Below are 19,583 nucleotides of genomic sequence, written 5' to 3' on the forward strand. Positions count from 1 at the left end.
ATGAACGACAGAACCAGCCACGTCGACGACGAGGAAGCCCTCGCCTTCCACAAGGATCCCGTTCCCGGCAAGCTGGCCCTGTCCCCGACCAAGCCGATGGCCACGCAGCGTGATCTCTCGCTCGCCTACAGCCCGGGCGTCGCCGCTCCGGTCAAGGCAATCGCGGCAGAGCCTGACAAGGTTTACGACTACACCTCCAAGGGAAACATGGTCGCCGTGATCTCCAACGGCACCGCCATTCTCGGCCTCGGCAATCTTGGCGCCATGGCGTCCAAGCCGGTGATGGAGGGCAAGGCGGTCCTGTTCAAACGCTTCGCCGATATCGACGCCATCGATATCGAGGTCGAGGAAGAGGATGCCGAACAATTCATCGAATGCGTCAAGCGCATCGGCAATACATTCGGTGGCATCAATCTGGAAGACATCAAGGCACCGGAAAGCTTCATCGTCGAACAGCGCTTGCGCGAACTGCTCGATGTGCCCGTCTTCCACGATGACCAGCACGGCACAGCCATCATCTCGGCCGCGGGCATCATCAATGCCTGCGAGCTGACGGATCGCCGCCTCGAGGACCTGACCGTTGTCGTCAATGGCGCCGGGGCTGCCGGCATCGCGGTGCTCGAACTGCTCAAGGCAATGGGGGTCCATCCCGACAATGCCATCCTGTGTGACAGCAAGGGCGTCATCCATACCGAGCGCGACAATCTCAACCAGTGGAAGGCGGCCCACGCCATCCGGACTGACAAGCGTTCGCTTGCCGAAGCGGTTGACGGCGCGGATTGCTTCCTCGGCCTGTCCGTGGCTGGCGCGCTGACCCAGGACATGGTCAAGACCATGGCCAGGGACCCGATCATCTTCGCCATGGCCAATCCGGACCCGGAAATTTCGCCGGAAGATGCCCGGGCCGTACGCGAGGATGCCATCGTCGCCACCGGCCGGTCCGACTACCCCAACCAGGTCAATAATGTTCTCGGCTTCCCCTATATCTTCCGTGGTGCTCTGGATGTTCGGGCCAGAACGATCAATGAAGACATGAAGATCGCCGCGGCCCGGGCGCTGGCCGCCCTGGCCAAGGAAGATGTGCCGGATGAAGTCGCCGCTGCCTATCACGGGGCCCGCCCGACCTTTGGCCGCAACTACATCATTCCCTCGCCGTTTGATCCGCGCCTGATCTCCTATGTCCCGCCTTATGTCGCCCAGGCCGCGATGGATACCGGCGTCGCCCGCAAGCCGATTCCCGACATGGCCGCCTACCGCGCCTCCCTGGCCCGCCGTCTTGACCCGACAGCTGCACTTCTGCAGCGGATCCAGGGCGCCGTCATGGGGCATGGCCGTCGCATCGTCTTCGCCGAAGGCGAGGAGCCGTCAGTGATCCGCGCGGCCTACGCATTCCAGAACCAGGAGCTCGGCAAGGCCGTTCTGGTCGGGCGAGAGGAAATCACGCGCGCGAACATGCGCCTCGTCGGTGTACCGGAAGACTCGATCGAGATCGTCAATGCGCGCCTGTCGGACCGCAATGCCGATTATTCCGACTTCCTGTACAAGCGCCTGCAACGCCAAGGTTATCTCAAGCGAGACGTGCAGCGCCTCGTCAATAATGACCGTAATGTCTTCTCTGCCTGCATGGTCAAGCTGGGCGATGCCGACGGCATGGTCACCGGCACAACACGCTCCTACGGGGCAGCGTTGGGCGATATCTCACAGGTCCTCGATCCGGCGGAGGGTCAACGTGTCATGGGCATGTCTATCGCCCTGGCCAAGAACCGGACCCTCTTCATCGCCGACACCAATATCGCCGAATTCCCCGACGAGAACGCCTTGGCCGACATCGCCATGGAAACGGCGGCGGCTGCCAAGGGCTTCGGCTTCACCCCGCGCGTCGCCTTCCTGTCCTATTCGACTTTCGGCAATCCGTCCGGCGACCGCTCCGACAAGCTGCGCCGCGCGGTACAGATCCTCGACGAGCGGGGTGTGGACTTCGAATACGAGGGCGAGATGAATGTCGATGTGGCGCTCGACCCGTCACACCGCTTCCTCTACCCGTTCTCGCGCCTCAAGGGCCCGGCGAATGTGCTCGTCATGCCGGCCATCCACTCCGCCTCGATCGCGACCAAGCTCCTGCGCATGGCCGGCGGCGCGACCGTGATCGGGCCGATGCTGGTCGGGGTCGAAAAGCCCGTACAGATCGCGCGTCTAGGCGCCTCGGTCTCGGAGATCACCACCCTCGCAGCCCTGGCCGCCTACGACCCGGACAAGCATGATGTGGAAAGCGGGCTGGCCGAATAAGGCTCAGCTCGCTCCGCTGTCCGCACTGCCCGCAGCCGGTTTTTCCGGCGCAAACCGGGTCCGCAGGGCTTCACCGATGGATGCGGCGACGGCCACAAGCCCCAGGAGCGCCGTCAGGATGAAGACGTAGGCAAAGCCGCGCTCTTCAATCAGCTCGCCCAGCGCGCCGCGCCCCAGCGTGCCGATCAACATCGTCAGCGACGCCATCAACGCATACTGGACCGCTGCGTAGCGCGGATTCACGATCGCCGAGAGATAGGCAACGAAGACCACGCTGGCAAAGCCGACCGCCAGGTTCTCTCCCGCGATCGCCGCGACCAGCCAGCCGAGCCGCTCATTGATTTGGAAGAGCGCCATAAAATCGTCGAGCCGGGTGAAGGACAGGAAACCACCGACATAGGTGGCGCCGGTTGTCAGATCCCAGAACAGGAGATTGGTTGCCGCCGCCATGATGGCGCCGGCTATCAGGCAGCTCATCCGCCCGAAAGCCTTGAGGGCCAGCCCGCCCAGGCCAACACCGGCAATGGTCATGATCACGCCGACGAATTTCGACGCGACCGCGACGTCATCCATCGTGTACGCCATCGCCCCGTAATTTGTGCCCAGATAGAACGGGTAGGCGAACGAGCCCCAGACAAGGTCGGTGAAGCGGTAGGACAGGATGAGAAGCAGCACCAACGGTGCCGCCCATTTGAGCCGGCCGATAATGTCCATCAGCGGTTCGAGAATAAAACGATGGAGGGTGTCAGCGACACGTCCAGCCGGCGAATGGTCAAGCTCGACCGGGGCTTTGCTTCGTCCTTCGAGCCAGAGCAGGACTGCAGAGATAATCGCTGGCAGGATAACGGTCGCAAAGACAATCAGGGGCCCGTAGCCGCGAATGAAATTCCGCGCATTGGGCGGCTCATCCGCCAAGATGGTTGCTGCCATGAAGGCGCCCAGCATCCAGAGCGCCCAGCCCCAGCCCAGGACAACCACACCCAGGGCGGCGCGCCGTGTCAGGGTCGGCAGGCCGGCACCGAGTGTGACGCCCTCGTCGGCATCATCATTGCCATCCGGCCGGGATTCCGGCGCGATCAGGACACCAATGATTGCGAACACCATCATCAGGGTCAGCAGCGCGAAGGTGAAGGACCATCCAATCCGCGCAGCCAGGATGAGCGCCAGGAATCCGCCCAGGAAGCCGGATACACGATACCCCAACTGGTAGAGCGCAGAGAGGCTGTTGAGGTGGTCCTCATCCTTCGCCACCTCGATCCGCCAGGCATCAATCACGATATCCTGACTGGCCGAGGCCACGACGCCCAGTAGCGCCATCAGGGTGATAAGGCCCAGTTGGGAGCCGGGATCGGCCATGGTGAGCGTGCCCATGGCGAGCATGATGACAACCTGGAATCCCAGCATCCAGCCACGTCGCTGGCCCAGCTTGTCGAAAAAGGGCAGGCGGGAGCGATGAAGCGCCGGAGACCAGAGAAACTTGAAGGCGTAGGCGAGGCCGATCCAGGAGAGGACGCCGATGGTCGAGACATCGACATTTTCCTCGGTAAACCAGGCATTCAACGTGCCGGTCAGAACGGCGTAGGGCAGACCAGCTCCGAGGCCGAGCAACAGCATGGCCGCGAGGGATTTGTCGCGACCCATCGCCGCGAGCGCCGAAAATAGTGAGCGCTTCGTCTCTGTCGCCTCGGCCATTATCGCAACTCCCCGATTGTGCTTGAAAAACCGTCAGCCCATGCTGGCGCGGTTTCCGGGGCGGCACAAGCGGGTGAGGCTGGCGGCGAGTTGATCGGTATCGAGCGGCTTGGTGAGAAATTCATCCATGCCCGCACCGAGGCAGAGCGTGCGATCGGCTTCGGAATCATTGGCAGTCAACGCGATTAGCGGCAGGCCGAGACCCGCGGCGCGGGCCGCGCGAGCAATCTCGGGCCCATCCATCCCGGGCATGCGCTGATCCAGCAAGGCCGCATCAAATGCCTGTGAAGTGAGCGCCTCGAGCGCCTCATCTCCCCGTGAAACCGGGGTCACGCGGACGCCAAGCCCTTCAAGGCATTTGCGCGCGATCAGCGCATTCACCGGATCATCCTCGGCGACAAGGAGGTGAAGGCCGGACACATCGGGCTGGAATGCAGGGGCCGCGCTTGAAGCCGCGCTGGCCTGTGCCCCGCCATCGCCGGTTGAAGCCCCGGTCAATTGCGCTGCAAGCGTCGCCGCCCGGACCGGTTTCACAAGCCAGTTGGTCGGCCCGTCGGCCACAAGATCTCCGCGCTGGGCTTTCTCGGCCGGCGTGACAAGCTGCCAGATACGGGCTGTCTCGGCCGCCATCGCCCAGTCGGCGTCGCAGAGGAGGTCCCGATCACGCGCCAGGTCGAGTGTGTCCGGGCTTTCGATTATCTGCGCCGCAGCGCCCATTGCCTCGAGTTGATCGTGAAGGCATTGCCTGAGCGTGGCGTTATCGCTTGCCACAGCAATCTCACGCCCCTGCATGGGCAGGGCGGTACGAAGGGCGAGGACCGGGAGATCGAAGATCAACCAGAATTTCGCGCCATCACCCAGACGGCTTTCAACGCCCATGGCGCTATTCATCGCATCGGCGAGGCGGCGGACCATGGCCAGGCCGAGCCCGGCTCCGCTTTCCGCACCATTGCGCTCGGCAGCGCCCCGTTCGAAATGTTCAAACAGGGTTTCCTGGTCGGCCTCGGAAATACCCGGGCCGGTGTCACTGACAGCCAGAGCCAGGCGGTCCCGTCCTTCACTGTCCGGCGCGTTGGTGATGTCCACTCGAACGCCGCCCTTGGCAGTGAATTTCACGGCATTGCCGATGAGGTTGTAGAGGATCTGTTTGAGCCGGGCGGAATCGCCCATGATCCGGGCCGGCGCGCCATGAGCGTGCACGACACCGATCTCGAGCCCTTTTTCTTGGGCACGCGGCGCGGCCAGCTCGACCGTTTCGCGGACCAGGTCCGCGACATCGACAGCTTCCGGGCGCAATTCGAGGCGGCCCGCTTCGAGGCGCGACAGGTCGAGAATATCATCGACCATGGCAAGGGCGTGATCCGCCGAGGCTGCGATTGACCGGACATAATCGGCCTGATCCGGCTTGAGGGCGGTGGCTTCCAGCAGGCGCGACACACCCAGCGCTCCAGCCAGAGGCGTCCGCAATTCATGGGTTACAGCGGCGAAAAAGAGGGATTTGGCGCGCTGGGATGCTTCCAGGTCCTCATGCGCCTCACGGCGGCCGGTGACATCGCGCCCGACCGAGATCACGCCCGCGCTTTCGGGAAGGAGACGCTCATCCCACTCGATCCAGATCGGCCCGTCGCGCGTCCGCATGAGCATTTCATAACGGCGTGAATCCTGTGTGGTCACAGGGGGCGCGACCGAGAACCAGCGCCCGACCCAGTCCGAACGGTCGCCGCCGAACGCCTTCAAGAAGGCTGCATTCACATACATGACCCGGCCGCCGAAGCCGCGAACCAGAATAAGCTCTCCGGCGGCATCGAGGGCCGTGAGCAGCAAATCGTCCAGGCTTGCTTCATGGGGTGAGGCGAAGGGGTCCGCATTGCGGGCGTCGGGACGCGCGACACCGTCGGGCCCTGGCGGGTCCGCTGCATTGTGTCGATTGTCCGGCTCGTCGACCACGATCCACCCTCGGCTTTGTCTGCCTGTTTTCTAGCCGATCGGGGTTAATGAAGCGTCGTCATCGGAGCATGGCGCTCGCAATGCCCGGGCATGCAGAGCCAAGCTTGGCCGGCGCGCTGACTGCGCCAGTCCGATCGCAGCGTTCCCGACGATGAGCCCGGGCGGCCGGGGCGGACCGGTCACACCGGGTCTCGGCCGGCCGGCGCGAGGATTGCCGCCCTTTGCAGGCCGGCCCTAGCGCGACAGGCTGCCGGCCCGCGCTACGGTGCGCGGCGCTCCTCGATTGAGGCCACGGCGGCAGGACAGGGCTTCAGCGATATGGAGCCGACGCACCGCCTCCTGGCCGTCCAGATCGGCAATCGTTCGCGCCACGCGCATGATCCGGTGATAGGAGCGGGCGGTCAGGGATTGTTGCATGGCCGCCTCATGCAGGAGGATTTCGCCAGCCCGGTCCGGCGCCGCGACATGATCAAGCTGATCGGTCGGAAGGTGAGCGTTGAGCGAACCGCGCTCGGCCTGAGCCTCCCGGGCCGTCGCAACCCGGGCTGCCGCCTCGGCGGTCCCCTCGATGGGGGGCGGCAAGGCGAGGTCCGCTGGCGTGACCGGTGGCACCTGTATCTGCAGGTCGATCCGGTCCAGCATCGGTCCGGAGATCCGGGCCTGATAGTCAATGGCACAGCGTTCTCCGCGACGACAGCTCGCCCCGTCGCTTCCGCCTCCACCGCAACGGCACGGATTCATCGCCGCTACGAGCTGGAACCGGGCTGGATAGACGACATGGGCATTGGCCCGGGCCACGGTGATGGAGCCGGTCTCGAGAGGCTGACGAAGACTATCGAGCACTTGCGGGTGGAATTCCGGCAATTCATCGAGAAACAGCACGCCGCGATGTGCCAGCGAGGCTTCGCCAGGCTTGGCCCGACTCCCTCCACCGACCATCGCCGCCATCGACGCCGAGTGATGAGGCGCCCGGAACGGCCGGTTGCGGGTCAGCCGACCGCGCTCCAGAAGCCCGGCAACCGAGTGGATCATCGACACATCGAGCAATTCCGGCGCGGTCAGCGGCGGCAGCAGGCCGGGCAAGCGTTCCGCCAGCATCGATTTTCCGGAACCGGGTGGCCCGACCATGAGCAAATTGTGATGTCCCGCTGCCGCGATCTCGAGCGCGCGCTTGGCCCCTTCCTGACCCTTGACCTGCCGCAGGTCGACCTGTGGGCCCGCTTCAATTAACTCGCCCGGCGCCGGTCGATCGAGGACCTGACTGCCCTTGAAGTGATTGATGAGCTGGATCAGCGTTGCCGGCGCCAGAATGGCCAGGTCTCCGCCGGCCCAGGCGGCTTCAGGGCCGCAGCCTTCCGGGCATATCAGCGCGCGTCCGGCCCCGTGAGCGGCGACGGCCGCCGGCAGGGCACCCGGGGCCGACCGGATTCGCGCATCGGCGCCCAACTCCCCGAAGGCCAGATAATCCTCTGCCACATCCTTGGGCAGGACATCGAGTTCCGCCAGGACTCCGATTGCGATTGGCAGGTCGAAATGCGAGCCCTCCTTGGGTTGGTCAGCCGGGGCGAGATTGACGATCAGGCGCTTGGACGGCAAGGACAACCCCAGCGCCGAGAAGGCGGCGCGGACGCGCTCGCGACTTTCGGCGACGGCCTTGTCAGCGAGCCCGACGATCGAAAATATCGGCTGCGACCCGCCCGCAACCTGAACCTGCACATCCACAAGTCGAGCCTCGGCTCCCTGGAAGGCGACAGAGCTTGTTCGTGCTGCCACAACAAATCTCCCGGCTTACCGGGGATTTGAATCACAGGGCTTGGCCTGTGTCGCGCCCCGACCTCCGATCGGGGCCGTCTGGTAGCGGAAAAATACGATACCGTTAACCATCCGGCATCATTGGGTTTTCCACAGGTCGACCCGCACCCGGATCAAAACAGGAACAAACCATGTACGAGTAAAACATGCACGTCAAGGGTGTGCGGATCAGTTTCCGATGCGACGCGCCACTGCATCCCAGAACGCAGCACAGGCATCGATGCCGGAAAAGCGCTTCAATTCCTGGACGCCCGTCGGGGACGTCACATTGATCTCCGTCAGGCGGTCGCCGATCACATCGATCCCGACCAGGACGAGATCGCGCTCCTTGAGAACCGGTGCAATCGCGTCACAAATCCGCATATCGCTATCGGACAGGTCCGAGGCCTCGGCGACGCCGCCAACATGCATGTTGGACCGGGTCTCGCCGGTCTGCGGCACGCGATTAATCGCGCCAACCGGCTCACCATCAATGATCAGCACACGCTTGTCGCCGGCAGACACGTCCGGCAGGAAAGCCTGGGCAATGACAGGCTCGCGCGATTGCGCAAAGAAGGTTTCGAGCAAGGCGGAGAAATTGCCGTCGCCCGGCTTGAGCCGAAACACCCCGGCACCGCCATTGCCGTAAAGCGGCTTGATGATGATGTCCTGATGCGTGTCCCTGAAACGGGTCAAAGCCGGAAGATCGCGTGTGATCAGGGTCGGCGGTATGATCTCCGGATAGAGCAGCGGCAGGAGTTTTTCCGGGCTCGAACGCACCCAGAAGGGGTCATTGAGGACCAGTGTTTCACCCTTGAGCATTTCCAGAAGATGCGCCGCTGTCTGGTAGGCCATGTCGAAAGGTGGGTCCTGACGCATCAGGACGACATCAATATCGCGCCGCAGGTCAAGCACACGCGCTTCGCCCAGCTCGGCATGCTCGCCCTGGACGTGACGAACCTTGACCGGGCGCGCCCGCGCCTCGATCCGTCCCTCATTCCAGGCCAGCTGGTCCGGATGGTAAACGAAGAGCTCGGCGCCACGCGCCTGGGCTTCTTCCATCAGGGCGAAAGTCGTGTCCTCGTCCACATTGACCGTCTCGATCGGGTCCATCTGGACCGCAACACGCCATGCCATCATCTTGTCTCCGGTCCACCCAGCAATTGCGGACCGGAGTTAGTCATGCCGGCACCGGATTCAACCCCGGGATTGGCCTCGCCCGCACACGCTTCCGCGCGGCGCTCGCCGCGGGCCGGCAAATTGGTCGGCACGCCGGAGATGCGAACATAAGAAACGACGTCCTGCACGCCTTCCACAAGGGAGGCGTGGGAACTCGCCCGCTCGAGTTCACCGCGATTGCGGGCAACTCCCAGCAAATAGTCGGCCATTTCGGGTTTCGACGTTGAAATTGATGGAGCGGACAGCCCGGTCGGAAATCAGTCGGCCATTCACGCGCGCCGTGATCTCGGCGTCGCGGGCCCGATCACGGAAGCCCTGATCAGTGCCGACCTGGATCTCATTGGCGACATTGCGGACCGCGACAGACGACCAGGCCAGGCATTCCGCCATCAGCCGGTCATCCTCTCGTGGCACCCGCCCGGTGAGGAGCGCGATACCTTCGGTTACCTCGACATCGACCCCGTCCAGCGCAAAGCCTTCGGAACGAAGCATGGCGGACTTGATCGAGACCGACGCATTGGTGTCATCGAGCTGGCGCCCGATCGATCGTTCGTCATTAATCGATCCCACCGAACTACAGGCCGCCGGGACCAGTCCGGCGACGCCGGCAAAAAGCAAGATGGATAGCGTGGAAAGTCGGTCAGCCATGCACGAAACTCCTGTCGAATCGCCCGCGTCCCAGCTTAGTCATTTGCAGACGCCCTACCATGACAAGTCGCGGCGCCCGGGCCAAGCAGGAAGGATGGACGCCGCGCTGTCAAAGCAGGTCGCGGGCGCCATCGCCCGGCACCCAGGCCGCGCGGCGGTGCTGGGGCAAGCGCCCGGGTACCACCAGCATCAGGTCATAACGCAGATGCAAAGACTGCAGATCCGGACGGCGCGCCCGCCAGATCGAGGCCGCGCGCGTGATCCGGCCCCGCTGGCGTGACCCGATTGAATCCAGCGCAGCCTGCACGGATGAGCGCGCCTTCACTTCAATGAAAACAAGATATTCACCGCGCCGGGCAACCAGGTCTATCTCCCCCGCCGCAGTACGGGCGCGGTGATCCAGCAAGTGGTAGCCCTTGCAGAGGAGCCAGCCCATGGCCAGCCATTCAGCCCATCGGCCGCGGGCTTCCGCCTGCCGCCGCGCCCGGCTCACCGGCCCTCGCCCTTGAGCGTGAGGGCCCGGGCATAGACATCGCGCCGGGACCAGCCAGACGCCTCCGCGACATGGCTGGCCGCCTCCTTGACCCGCATGTCCTCGAGCGCGGCCCGCAGCGCTGCATCGATCCGCCCGGCATCCCAGTCATCCGCAGCCGGCGGTCCGACCACAATCACGACTTCGCCACGCGGCGGGCCCGTCTCGGCATAGTGCGCCGCGAGTTCAGACAGGCTGCCGCGCCGGGCCTCTTCATGCAGTTTGGTCAGCTCACGGCAGACCGCGGCCGGGCGATCGCCCAGTATCGTGGCGAGACTGGCCAGCATTGCGGGGAGGCGCGAGACGCCCTCATAGAAGACAAGACTGCCCGGGACATGACGAAAGGGCTCCAGCCAGGCTTCGCGCGGACCGGTCTTTTGCGGCGGGAAGCCGGCAAAGGTGAAGCAATCGGTCGGAAGTCCCGCGATCGTGAGGGCTGCGAGGACTGCAGACGCGCCGGGAATGGCCGTCACCGGAACACTTTCAGCGATGGCCTCGCGCGCCAGCTTGTAGCCCGGATCCGAAACCAGCGGCGTTCCCGCATCCGAGACCAGGGCAATGCGCGCACCCTCACGCAGATCGGCGAGAATGCCCGGCCTGACGCGCTCGCCATTATGATCGTGATAGGCGGTGAGTTCGACCCGCAGATCATAGGCATCGAGCAGACGTCGCGTGACCCGGGTATCCTCCGCGAGGACGCGATCGACACCGCCCAGAACGTCCAGCGCCCGCAAGGTGATGTCGCGCAGATTGCCGATTGGCGTTGAAACAAGATAGAGGCCCGGTCCGAGCGCTTGCCCCTTGCCGCCGTGGCGGATAGCTTCGCCCTGAATTTCCCGGGATGTTTCGGTCATGCTTCCAGTCTTCAAATCGCGTATCGCCCTGTCACTCGACACTTTGGCACAAAGCCGGGCGGCGCGCTGCCTCGCTGTCATCGGCCTCGTCGGAACCCTGGCCGCGTGCGGCACAACACAGACGGCACCGCCGCCCCAGCCCGTGATCATACCGCCGGCACCGGTGATCGAGGAGCCTGTCGAGCAAGAGCCGGAACCCGTCGAAGAACCTGTCGCAGTCGGCCTCATGCCGCCGCATATGGCCGACCGGGACATTGCCCGCGTCGCGGTCCTCCTGCCCTTCTCGGCCGATAATTCCGGTGCCCGTTCGGAAGCCCTGCGCCTTTTGCGGGCCGCCGAGCTGGCATTGTTCGAGCGCGGCAGCGGCAATTTGCTGCTGATCCCGAAAGACACGCAAGGCACGCCGCAGGGCGCCCGTTCCGCGGCGCTGGCGGCTGTCGAGGACGGTGCCGATATCATTGTCGGCCCGCTTTTTGGCCCAGCCGTCGAGGCGGCCGGACAGGTTGCCCGTCAGGCCGATGTCCCGGTTATTGCCTTCACAACTGACACGGCCGTCGCCGGTGACGGCGTCTATCTGATGAGCTTCCCGCCGGAATTGGAAGTCGCCCGGATCGTCGAATATGCGACGCGGCAGGGCGTCGAACGCTTTGCCTATCTGGGGCCGCAGAACCGCTATGGCATGGCGGTCTATTCGGCTCTTGAGAACAATGCGGCTCTGACCGGCGGATATGTCGCCGCGGAGAGTTTTTATACCGGCGATGTCGAAGCGATGGCCCGCGCCTCCGCGCGTCTCGCCGAGGGCGTCTTCGAGCCGCTGACCCCGGAAGAAGCCGACGAATTGCGTCAGCAAGATTGGGTTCCGGACCCGGAAGCGCCCTTCCAGGCAGTCATTCTGCCGGAAGGCGGGACTCGACTGCGATCTCTGGGCCCACTCCTGATCTCGCAGGCCGTCGACCCGCTTGTTGTGCGTTTTCTCGGCACCGGTTTGTGGAATGATCCGGACCTGCTGCGTGAACCGGCCTTGCATGGCGGCTGGTTCGCCGGCCCGGATCTGGATGCACGCACGGCCTTCGAGACGGCCTATGAGACCAATTTCGGCAGCGAACCCTCGCGGATTGCCAGCCTCGCCTATGACGCGATGAGCCTGGCCGCGCATCTCGATGGCGGTGAGCGCGGCTTTACCCGCGAAGCGATCGAGGAAGACCAGGGCTTCCTGGGCGCTGACGGGCTTTTTCGGTTCCGCGAAACCGGTCTGATCGAACGCGGCCTGGCCATCTATGAGATGCGCTCGCGCGGCCTGCGGGAAATTGAGCCGGCTCCGCTGACTTTCGAGCCTGAAGACGCCTTCTAGGCATCAAGGCAGGATTTCACGCGTAACCCGGTCAGCCAGCAGGCGCCCGCTGGCGCTCAGGCGCAGCCGCGATCCGTCCTGTTCGAGCATGCCGGTATCGATCATCTGCGCGATCCCGTGTGCATCGAGCTCGCACCCCGTACTGGCTGAGAGATGGGCGAGGTCCAGCCCATCAATGATGCGCAGGCCAAGGAAGGCCCGCTCGACGAGGTCGTCCTGTGGTGTCAGACGCTCCATGCCATCGCGAGCGATGCCCGACCCGGTCTCCTGAATCGCGCGGATGTAATCGACAGGGCGTCGGCAGGCGGTCGTGGCATGGCGCCCCCCATTGACGGATTGGCCCAGACGGCCATGGGCGCCGGGACCAACACCAATCCAGTCCCCGCCTTCCCAATAGACACGGTTATGCGTTGAGCGGTCCTGCGGCGTTCGCGCATGATTGGATATTTCATAGGCCGCAAATCCCGCAGCCTCACACTGGGATTGGGTTGCCTCATAAAGATCGGCTGCGCTGTCCCCATCGACTGCGAGCGTCTCGCCTCGCTCGCTCCGCTTGCCGAATGCAGTACCGGCTTCAATTGTGAGCTGGTAGGCCGAAACATGGCCGGCACCAGTCGCCAATGCCTCACCCAGGTCAACGGACCAGGCCGCCAGGTCCTGACCTGCCCAGGCATAGATCATGTCGACGGAAACTCGATCAAATGCCGCCAATGCCGCATCAATCGCCAAGCGCGCTTCCGACCCGTCATGATCGCGACCCAGCTTCCGCAGGACAGCGTCATCAAAGCTCTGAACCCCCAGGGACAGGCGTTTGATGCCGGCTTCAGCGAGACCGGCAAAGCGAGCCTGGTCATTCGGATTGGCTTCCAGCCCGATTTCAATATCCGGCGCGAAACCCCAGAGCCGGTCCGCAGCCTCGAGGACACGCGCCACAGCGGCCGGAGTCATCAAGGACGGTGTACCGCCACCCAGGTGAAGACTGGCAAGCTGACGATCGCCCGTCCGCACGCGCCAATCCGCCATATCCATCAAGATGGCGTCCAGAAGCGCGTCGTCATCGCCTTTCGGGCGGTAGACGTTGAAATCGCAATACGGACAGATGCGCGCGCAATAGGGCCAGTGAAGATAGAGCCCCAGCGCACGACCCAGCCCGGTATCGGGTTGTCGGGTCAAGAGGCGAACTCGGCCCGGGTCATGGCATCAAGTGCCCGAGCCCGGTGGCTGATCTTGCGCTTCTCGTCTGCACTCATCTCCCCGAATGTCCGGTCATGACCATGCGGCTGGAAGACCGGGTCATAGCCAAACCCGCCCGGTCCGCGGGGTGGCCAGACGATATCGCCGACAACCTCACCCTCAAAGAAGCTCACAGCCCCTCCCGGCCTGGCGAGTGCGATCGTGCAGACGAAGCGGGCCGTGCGGTCGGATGCGCCGATCGCGGTCAATGCGTCCTCGACGCGCTGCATGGCGCGCGTGAAGTCACGCGGCTCGCCGGCCCAGCGCGCGGAGTAAATCCCCGGATCACCGCCCAGCGCATCCACCGCAAGCCCGGAATCATCAGCCAGACAAGGCAATCCCGTGGCCTCGCACGCCGCCCGGGCCTTCAACGCAGCATTACCGCGGAATGTCGTCTCGGTTTCATCGGGTTCAGGCAGATCAAGGTCGCCAGCGCTCTTCAGGGCGATTCCGAACGGGGCCAGAATCTGCTCCATCTCCTTGATCTTGCCCGCATTATGGCTCGCGATCACCCAGGTTTCCTGGCTCATTTTGACCCCTCATCGACCCGGTTTCATATCGCCTTTCGAAAAATTCATATCGAAAAACGATATTTTCTGCTTGCGTGCCCCGAACTTTGTGTTTATCGATAAACAACAAGGACGGGAAACGTCGTCCGAACAACATGAATGACAACGGTAATTGGTCAGATACAAGACAAAGGAAACAGTAAAATGGTCAGGTCCAAAAATTCAGGCATGCAGATGGTCGGCTCTATCGCCATCAATCTGGTATTGCTGGTTTCGGTTGCCGCCGGCGCGTTCTACGCCATTGCTCCGGTTACGGCATGATGGAAAAAGTCGCGTGAGATCCGACGGATCGGAATAAAGTCCGCGGATCTCGCGTGCGACGCCTAAAAGGGAAGGGGCGGTCATGAAGACACTGGGCAGCGGATCATTGGTATCCGTGCTGAAAGTGGTACTGGATATCCTCTGGTATCTAGCCTGGGGTCTGTTGGGCTTTGCAGCCCTCGTACTGATCGCTACTGGCGCAACCCTGCTGATGGATTGGCTGGGGTATTCGCCCAATTTCCTGACTGACTTGTTTCAGGCAATCAGAGATTATGGCGGCGCATACCCGATCCTGATCGCACATATCATCGCGTTCCTGGTCGTGAATGATCGGCTTCGTCGTATTTTTGCGACCCTGGTCGCCGGAGACCCCTTCGTCCCGGAAAATGCGGGTCACCTTCGGATGATCGCGATTGCAATCGCGGTATTCCAGGTGCTGCGCTACATGGCCCAGGGAGCCGTCGCGATGGTGCTGACATTGTTGCACACGGATGCCCCCGTGGTCGGCGGCGTGGAAATCAACAAGTTTGCCAGCTTCGATCTTGGGGCCTGGTTTGCCGTGGCGGCACTCCTGGTCCTGGCGGAAGTGTTCCGCGAAGGCGCACGAATGCGCCAAGAACAAAAATTGACGATTTAGGGAGACGCACACCATGCCCATTCGCGTCACTCTTGATCGCATGCTCCTAGAGCGCCGCATGTCGCTGACCGAACTCTGCGACCGTGTCGGTATCACCATGGCCAACCTGTCCATTCTCAAGACAGGCAAGGCCAAGGCCGTCCGCTTCTCGACCCTGGAAGCGCTCTGCCGCGAACTGGGTTGTCAGCCTGGCGACCTGTTGAGTTTTGATGATGAGGACGAGGACGCTGCCGAGTAGGCGCGATCGTCACCACAAGACCGCCGGCCTTTGTGCCGACGGGACAGACGGCGGGGGTGGGCCTGCACGGTAGCCCCTTCCCAAAGAGGCCGTGCGGGCCGTTTCCAGCCCCCCAGCGCGCCCCCGCCGTCTGTTCTTCCTATCCGTTCCGACCTGTACAGCCGACCCGATGCGCTCAGTCGCGCGAGGCCAAGGCTGCCAATTGCGCTTCGCAAAGCTGCGAGACACCCAATTTGGCCAGGACGAATAATTCGTCAAAATCAGTTTCCGGGATCGGCTTGTCTTCTGCCGTCGCCTGAATTTCGACGATACCGCCTTTATCCGTCAGAACAAAGTTGGCATCGGCCTCGGCCCGGCGATCTTCTTCATATTCGAGATCCAGACGGGTTTCGCCGTCAATGACGCCGCAGGAGATGGCGGCAAGCTGGCCGTGGACCGGGTCCTCTTTGAGAACACCTTCCTCGATCAGGTATCCAATGGCCTGTTTCAGGGCGACCCAGGCGCCGGTGATCGCGGCTGTGCGTGTGCCGCCATCAGCCTGCAGGACGTCACAATCAATCGTGATCTGGCGCTCGCCGAGGGCTTTCAAGTCGACCACGGCGCGCAGGGAGCGACCAATCAGACGCTGGATTTCCTGGGTCCGGCCGGACTGTTTTCCCGCGGTTGCCTCGCGGCGCGAGCGCGTGTGCGTCGCGCGGGGCAGCATGCCATATTCCGCTGTCACCCAGCCCTTGCCGCCGCCACGCAGCCAGGGCGGGACATTTTCTTCCACCGACGCGGTACACAGGACATGCGTGCCGCCAAAGCGGGCCAGGCAGGAGCCTTCCGCATAGACCGAGGCGCCGGCTTCCAGGCTGATTTCCCGCATTGCGTCGCGGGCGCGTCCATTCGGTCTCATATGTCTCTCCGGTCTCGGTGTTTCCTGCCACCGCTCCTAGCGGCGTTGCCGCCGGGCTTCAAGCGAGCTGGCCGCTACAACCCCCAAATGTCTTGCGCATTGAACAGGAGGGCGGGCGCGATTAATTGAAGAACCATGATACCTGCCGCACCGCAATCGGCCCTGGCCGCGCTGGACGACCGGATGCGCACGATCTTTCGCGAGATCGTGGAAGCCTATCTGCGCTCGGGCGATCCGGTCGGTTCCCGCACCCTGTCACAGACAGGCAATCTGTCCCTGTCACCGGCGTCCATCCGCAACACCATGGCCGATCTCGCCGATCTGGGCTTGTTGAGTGCGCCGCATTCAAGCGCCGGCCGCATGCCGACCCATGCCGGTTTGCGCCTGTTCGTGGACGGTTTGCTGCAAGTGGGCGAATTATCGGCGGATGAGCGGCGGGCCATTGAAGGTCAGGTCTCGGTCTCCGGGCGCTCGACCCAGGACTTGCTGACCGAGGCGACGTCGCTGCTGGGCGGACTGGCGGGCGGGGCGGGCCTCGTTGTCACCTCCAAGCGCGAAGCGCCCTTGCGGCATGTCGAATTTGTCCCGCTGTCGGCTGTGGAGATGCTGGCAGTCCTCGTTTTCGAGGATGGCAGTGTCGAAAACCGTCTCATGCGGTCTCCGGACGGAATTCCGCCGGCGGCGCTGATCGAGGCCGGCAATTACCTCTCAACGCGCCTGAAAGGCCGCACGCTGAGCGATGCCCGCAAGGCCATCGAGACCGAGATCGCAGAGCGCCGGTCCGCCCTCGACAGCGCGGCCGAGGGCCTCGTTACACAGGGTTTGGCGGACTGGAGCGGTGGCAAGGGGCAGGAGCGCTCGCTGATCGTGCGGGGCCAGGCCCGGCTTCTGGAAAGCCTGGAAGCGGCCAGCGATCTGGAACGCATCCGGCTTCTGTTCGACGACATCGAACGCAAGGAGGAGCTGATCACCCTGCTGGACAAGGCCCGCGACGCCCAGGGCGTGCGGCTCTTCATTGGCGCCGAGAACCCGCTTTTCAGTCTTTCGGGTTCCAGTGTGATCGTGGCTCCCTATATGAATGCCGAACAGGAAATCATCGGGGCGCTGGGTGTAATTGGGCCCACCCGTTTGAACTATGCCCGTGTTATCCCCCTCGTCGACTACACGGCCCGTGTGGTCGGACAGATACTGGATGGCGCGCGATCGCGAGAGTGAAGACAAGATGAGCGACACAGAGAACAAGCCGCAGAGCGAAACCGAAACCCCGGAAGACGAGACCGTGAACTCCGCGACCGCTGCCGGCAGCGACAGTGAGACAGAGGCGGAAGTCGAACTGGACCCGGTCCTCAAACTGACCGCCGAACTCGATTCCATGCGCGACAAGCTGATGCGCGCACTGGCTGAAGCGGACAATGCCCGCAAGCGGGCCACCCGCGACGTGGCCGATGCCCGGAGCTATGCCGTATCCAGCTTTGCCAAGGACATGCTCGACGTGTCCGACAATCTCGCCCGGGCCATGGCCTCGGCCGACGAAGCCGCGCTCGCCGACGTGCCGGATTCGGTGAAAAACCTGGTCGAAGGCGTTGCCATGACCGAGAAGGCGCTGATCTCCAAGATGGAGCGCCACGGCGTGAAGAAGGTCGACCCGCAGCCGGGTGACACATTCGATCCGCACAAACACCAGGCCGTCGCGCAAATCCCGTCGGACCACGGCGCTGGCAAGATCGCCCATGTCATGCAGACCGGTTTTGTGATTGCAGACCGCACACTGCGCGCTGCCATGGTCGCGGTGTCTTCCGGCCCGGCCGCAGGCGACGGCGACGCATCTGGCGGTTCCGGTGGCAATGTCGACGTGAAGGCCTGACAGGCTCACAACCATTCACATTTGCGATGGCCCACAACCCGACGCTCGCCTCGGCCGTCTTCACGGGGCATGATGCGGCGCGCGCGCGTGGGAGGTGACAATGTCGATGCTACCGAGTTGGGCCATGGATGCGATGAACATCCTGACCCAGGCTTTCATCCTCGCCGTGGGCCTGGCCGTTCTGATCGGCTTCTTCATGTATGTGGCGGACATCACCCAGACCCGGGATGCGGTGCGCCGGAATTATCCGCTATTCGGACGCTTTCGCTCACTCTTCACGACGCTGGGGGAGTTCTTCCGGCAATACTTCTTCGCCATGGACCGCGAGGAATTGCCCTTCAACCGGGCGGAACGGGACTGGGTCTACCGGTCCTCAGAGGGCAAGGGCGGGACCATTCCTTTCGGCTCCACCAAGCCGCTGGACAAGCCGGGCACGGCAATTTTCGTCAATTGCCCCTTTCCCCTGCTCGACGACCATGCCGCTGAAACCCGTCCCATGCGGATCGGCCCACAGGCCCGTACCCCCTATGACGCGCCCTCATTCTTCAATATTTCCGGCATGAGTTATGGCGCACTGTCGAAGCCGGCCGTGCGTGCCCTGTCACGCGGCGCGGCGAAGGCCGGGATCTGGATGAATACCGGTGAGGGCGGCTTGTCGCCCATGCATCTGGAGGGCGGTTGCGACATCGTTTTCCAGATTGGCACCGCGAAATACGGCGTCCGCAACGCGGAAGGCGGCCTGTCCGACAGCAATTTGCGGAAAATGGCCGCGCACGAACAGGTGCGCATGTTCGAGCTCAAACTCTCGCAGGGCGCCAAACCGGGCAAGGGCGGCATCCTGCCGGCCGAGAAAGTCACGCGGGACATTGCGGCAATCCGCGGCATTCCGGTTGGCCAGGAATCGATTTCCCCCAATCGTCATCCCGAGTTCGACGATATTGGCGGCCTGCTGGACATGATAGGGCATATCCGCGAAGTCACCGGCAAGCCGGTCGGATTCAAGGCCGTCATCGGGGCCTATGGCTGGCTCGAGGAGATGTGCGAAGAGATAACGAAGCGTGGACCCCAAAGTGCGCCCGACTTCTTCACCATCGATAGCGGCGATGGCGGGACCGGCGCGGCCCCGATGGCGCTGATGGACAATGTCGGCCTGACAATCCGCGAAAGCCTGCCCATAGCCGTGACGATATTCGAGCGCTACGGGCTGAAAGACCGGGTCCGCATCATCGCCTCGGGCAAATTGCTGACGCCAGGTTCCGTCGCCTGGGCGCTGGCTGCCGGCGCCGACTTCATCCAGTGCGGCCGAGGCTTCATGTTCTCGCTGGGCTGTATCCAGGCGCTGAAGTGCCACCAGAACACCTGCCCGACCGGCGTCACCACCCACAAGAAGAGCCTCCAGCGCGGCCTTGTTGTGCGCGACAAGGCCGAACGGGTCGCAGTCTATGCCGACACGGTGCGCAAGCATGTCGAAATGATCGCCCATTCCTGCGGCGTGCCGGAGCCGCGCCGGCTTGGTCGCAAGCATGTCCGTATCGTACAGACCAGCGGGCGTTCACTGCCCATGACGGCTCTGGACTTCCTGCCGGATGACGACACACCGAAC

At 63.5% G+C, this 19,583-nt stretch carries 18 protein-coding genes; 7 read left to right on the forward strand and 11 right to left on the reverse strand.

Annotated elements, in window-relative coordinates; genetic code table 11:
• Positions 1-2,286, forward strand: coding sequence for an NADP-dependent malic enzyme (locus QZ266_RS01740; protein ID WP_295691124.1), 2,286 nt, complete (start codon positions 1-3; stop codon positions 2,284-2,286).
• 3 nt (positions 2,287-2,289) lie between these two features.
• Here QZ266_RS01740 and QZ266_RS01745 read toward each other — a convergent pair whose 3' ends face one another.
• The 8 genes from QZ266_RS01745 to rsmI all read right to left on the reverse strand — a co-directional run bounded on the left by QZ266_RS01745 (position 2,290) and on the right by rsmI (position 10,929).
• Positions 2,290-3,978 (reverse strand): MFS transporter, encoded by a 1,689-nt coding sequence (locus QZ266_RS01745; RefSeq protein ID WP_295691126.1) that lies wholly within the window; start codon positions 3,976-3,978, stop codon positions 2,290-2,292.
• A gap of 33 nt (positions 3,979-4,011) precedes the next feature.
• Positions 4,012-5,925, reverse strand: a complete 1,914-nt coding sequence (locus QZ266_RS01750; protein WP_295691129.1) for an ATP-binding protein — start codon at positions 5,923-5,925, stop codon at positions 4,012-4,014.
• A gap of 234 nt (positions 5,926-6,159) precedes the next feature.
• Positions 6,160-7,698, reverse strand: a complete 1,539-nt coding sequence (locus QZ266_RS01755; RefSeq protein WP_295691132.1) for a YifB family Mg chelatase-like AAA ATPase — start codon at positions 7,696-7,698, stop codon at positions 6,160-6,162.
• Between the two features lie 207 nt (positions 7,699-7,905).
• Complete coding sequence (gene gshB / locus QZ266_RS01760; RefSeq protein ID WP_301063268.1) at positions 7,906-8,853, reverse strand: glutathione synthase; 948 nt, start codon at positions 8,851-8,853, stop codon at positions 7,906-7,908.
• Positions 8,853-9,104, reverse strand: a complete 252-nt coding sequence (locus QZ266_RS01765) for a hypothetical protein (RefSeq protein ID WP_295691136.1) — start codon at positions 9,102-9,104, stop codon at positions 8,853-8,855. The genes gshB and QZ266_RS01765 overlap by 1 nt, the downstream gene beginning before the upstream one ends.
• On the reverse strand, positions 9,064-9,543 hold the full coding sequence (locus QZ266_RS01770) for a BON domain-containing protein (RefSeq protein WP_295691139.1): 480 nt from the start codon (positions 9,541-9,543) through the stop codon (positions 9,064-9,066). The genes QZ266_RS01765 and QZ266_RS01770 overlap by 41 nt, the downstream gene beginning before the upstream one ends.
• A gap of 109 nt (positions 9,544-9,652) precedes the next feature.
• A complete protein-coding gene (locus QZ266_RS01775) occupies positions 9,653-10,036 on the reverse strand; it encodes a YraN family protein (RefSeq protein WP_295691142.1) in 384 nt (127 codons plus the stop codon).
• Positions 10,033-10,929, reverse strand: coding sequence for a 16S rRNA (cytidine(1402)-2'-O)-methyltransferase (rsmI, locus tag QZ266_RS01780; protein WP_295691145.1), 897 nt, complete (start codon positions 10,927-10,929; stop codon positions 10,033-10,035). Before rsmI ends, QZ266_RS01775 begins: the two co-directional genes overlap by 4 nt.
• Here rsmI and QZ266_RS01785 point away from each other — a divergent pair.
• Positions 10,928-12,280: a penicillin-binding protein activator gene (locus QZ266_RS01785; protein ID WP_295691147.1), complete on the forward strand. Its 1,353-nt coding sequence runs from the start codon at positions 10,928-10,930 to the stop codon at positions 12,278-12,280. The two genes, rsmI and QZ266_RS01785, sit on opposite strands and share 2 nt — an antisense overlap.
• Positions 12,281-12,283: 3 nt before the next feature.
• On the opposite strand, the gene hemW is transcribed toward QZ266_RS01785, so the two are convergent.
• The gene (hemW, locus tag QZ266_RS01790; RefSeq protein ID WP_295691149.1) at positions 12,284-13,453 is read right to left on the reverse strand and encodes a radical SAM family heme chaperone HemW; all 1,170 of its coding nucleotides are present in this window, start codon (positions 13,451-13,453) and stop codon (positions 12,284-12,286) included.
• Positions 13,450-14,043: an RdgB/HAM1 family non-canonical purine NTP pyrophosphatase gene (gene rdgB / locus QZ266_RS01795; RefSeq protein WP_295691151.1), complete on the reverse strand. Its 594-nt coding sequence runs from the start codon at positions 14,041-14,043 to the stop codon at positions 13,450-13,452. The genes hemW and rdgB overlap by 4 nt, the downstream gene beginning before the upstream one ends.
• Positions 14,044-14,425: 382 nt before the next feature.
• Between rdgB and QZ266_RS01800 the strand changes: the two genes are divergently transcribed.
• Positions 14,426-14,980: a DUF2975 domain-containing protein gene (locus QZ266_RS01800; RefSeq protein ID WP_295691153.1), complete on the forward strand. Its 555-nt coding sequence runs from the start codon at positions 14,426-14,428 to the stop codon at positions 14,978-14,980.
• A 13-nt stretch (positions 14,981-14,993) separates the two neighbouring features.
• Positions 14,994-15,218 (forward strand): helix-turn-helix transcriptional regulator, encoded by a 225-nt coding sequence (locus QZ266_RS01805; protein WP_295691156.1) that lies wholly within the window; start codon positions 14,994-14,996, stop codon positions 15,216-15,218.
• 175 nt (positions 15,219-15,393) lie between these two features.
• Here the strand turns inward: QZ266_RS01805 and rph are convergent, their stop codons facing one another.
• Positions 15,394-16,116, reverse strand: a complete 723-nt coding sequence (gene rph, locus QZ266_RS01810; protein WP_295691158.1) for a ribonuclease PH — start codon at positions 16,114-16,116, stop codon at positions 15,394-15,396.
• Positions 16,117-16,251: 135 nt separating this feature from the next.
• Between rph and hrcA the strand changes: the two genes are divergently transcribed.
• From hrcA to QZ266_RS01825, 3 genes are all read left to right on the forward strand, one after another.
• The gene (gene hrcA / locus QZ266_RS01815) at positions 16,252-17,331 is read left to right on the forward strand and encodes a heat-inducible transcriptional repressor HrcA (RefSeq protein WP_295691159.1); all 1,080 of its coding nucleotides are present in this window, start codon (positions 16,252-16,254) and stop codon (positions 17,329-17,331) included.
• Positions 17,309-17,980 carry a nucleotide exchange factor GrpE gene (grpE, locus tag QZ266_RS01820; RefSeq protein WP_295691162.1) on the forward strand — a complete coding sequence of 224 codons (672 nt, stop codon included), beginning with the start codon at positions 17,309-17,311 and terminating at the stop codon, positions 17,978-17,980. The genes hrcA and grpE overlap by 23 nt, the downstream gene beginning before the upstream one ends.
• A gap of 106 nt (positions 17,981-18,086) precedes the next feature.
• Positions 18,087-19,583 (forward strand): FMN-binding glutamate synthase family protein (locus tag QZ266_RS01825; RefSeq protein WP_367178197.1); only part of this gene is annotated, 1,497 nt, incomplete at its 3' end.

It is taken from the genome of uncultured Maricaulis sp. (assembly GCF_905480005.1).
GTDB lineage: Bacteria > Pseudomonadota > Alphaproteobacteria > Caulobacterales > Maricaulaceae > Maricaulis.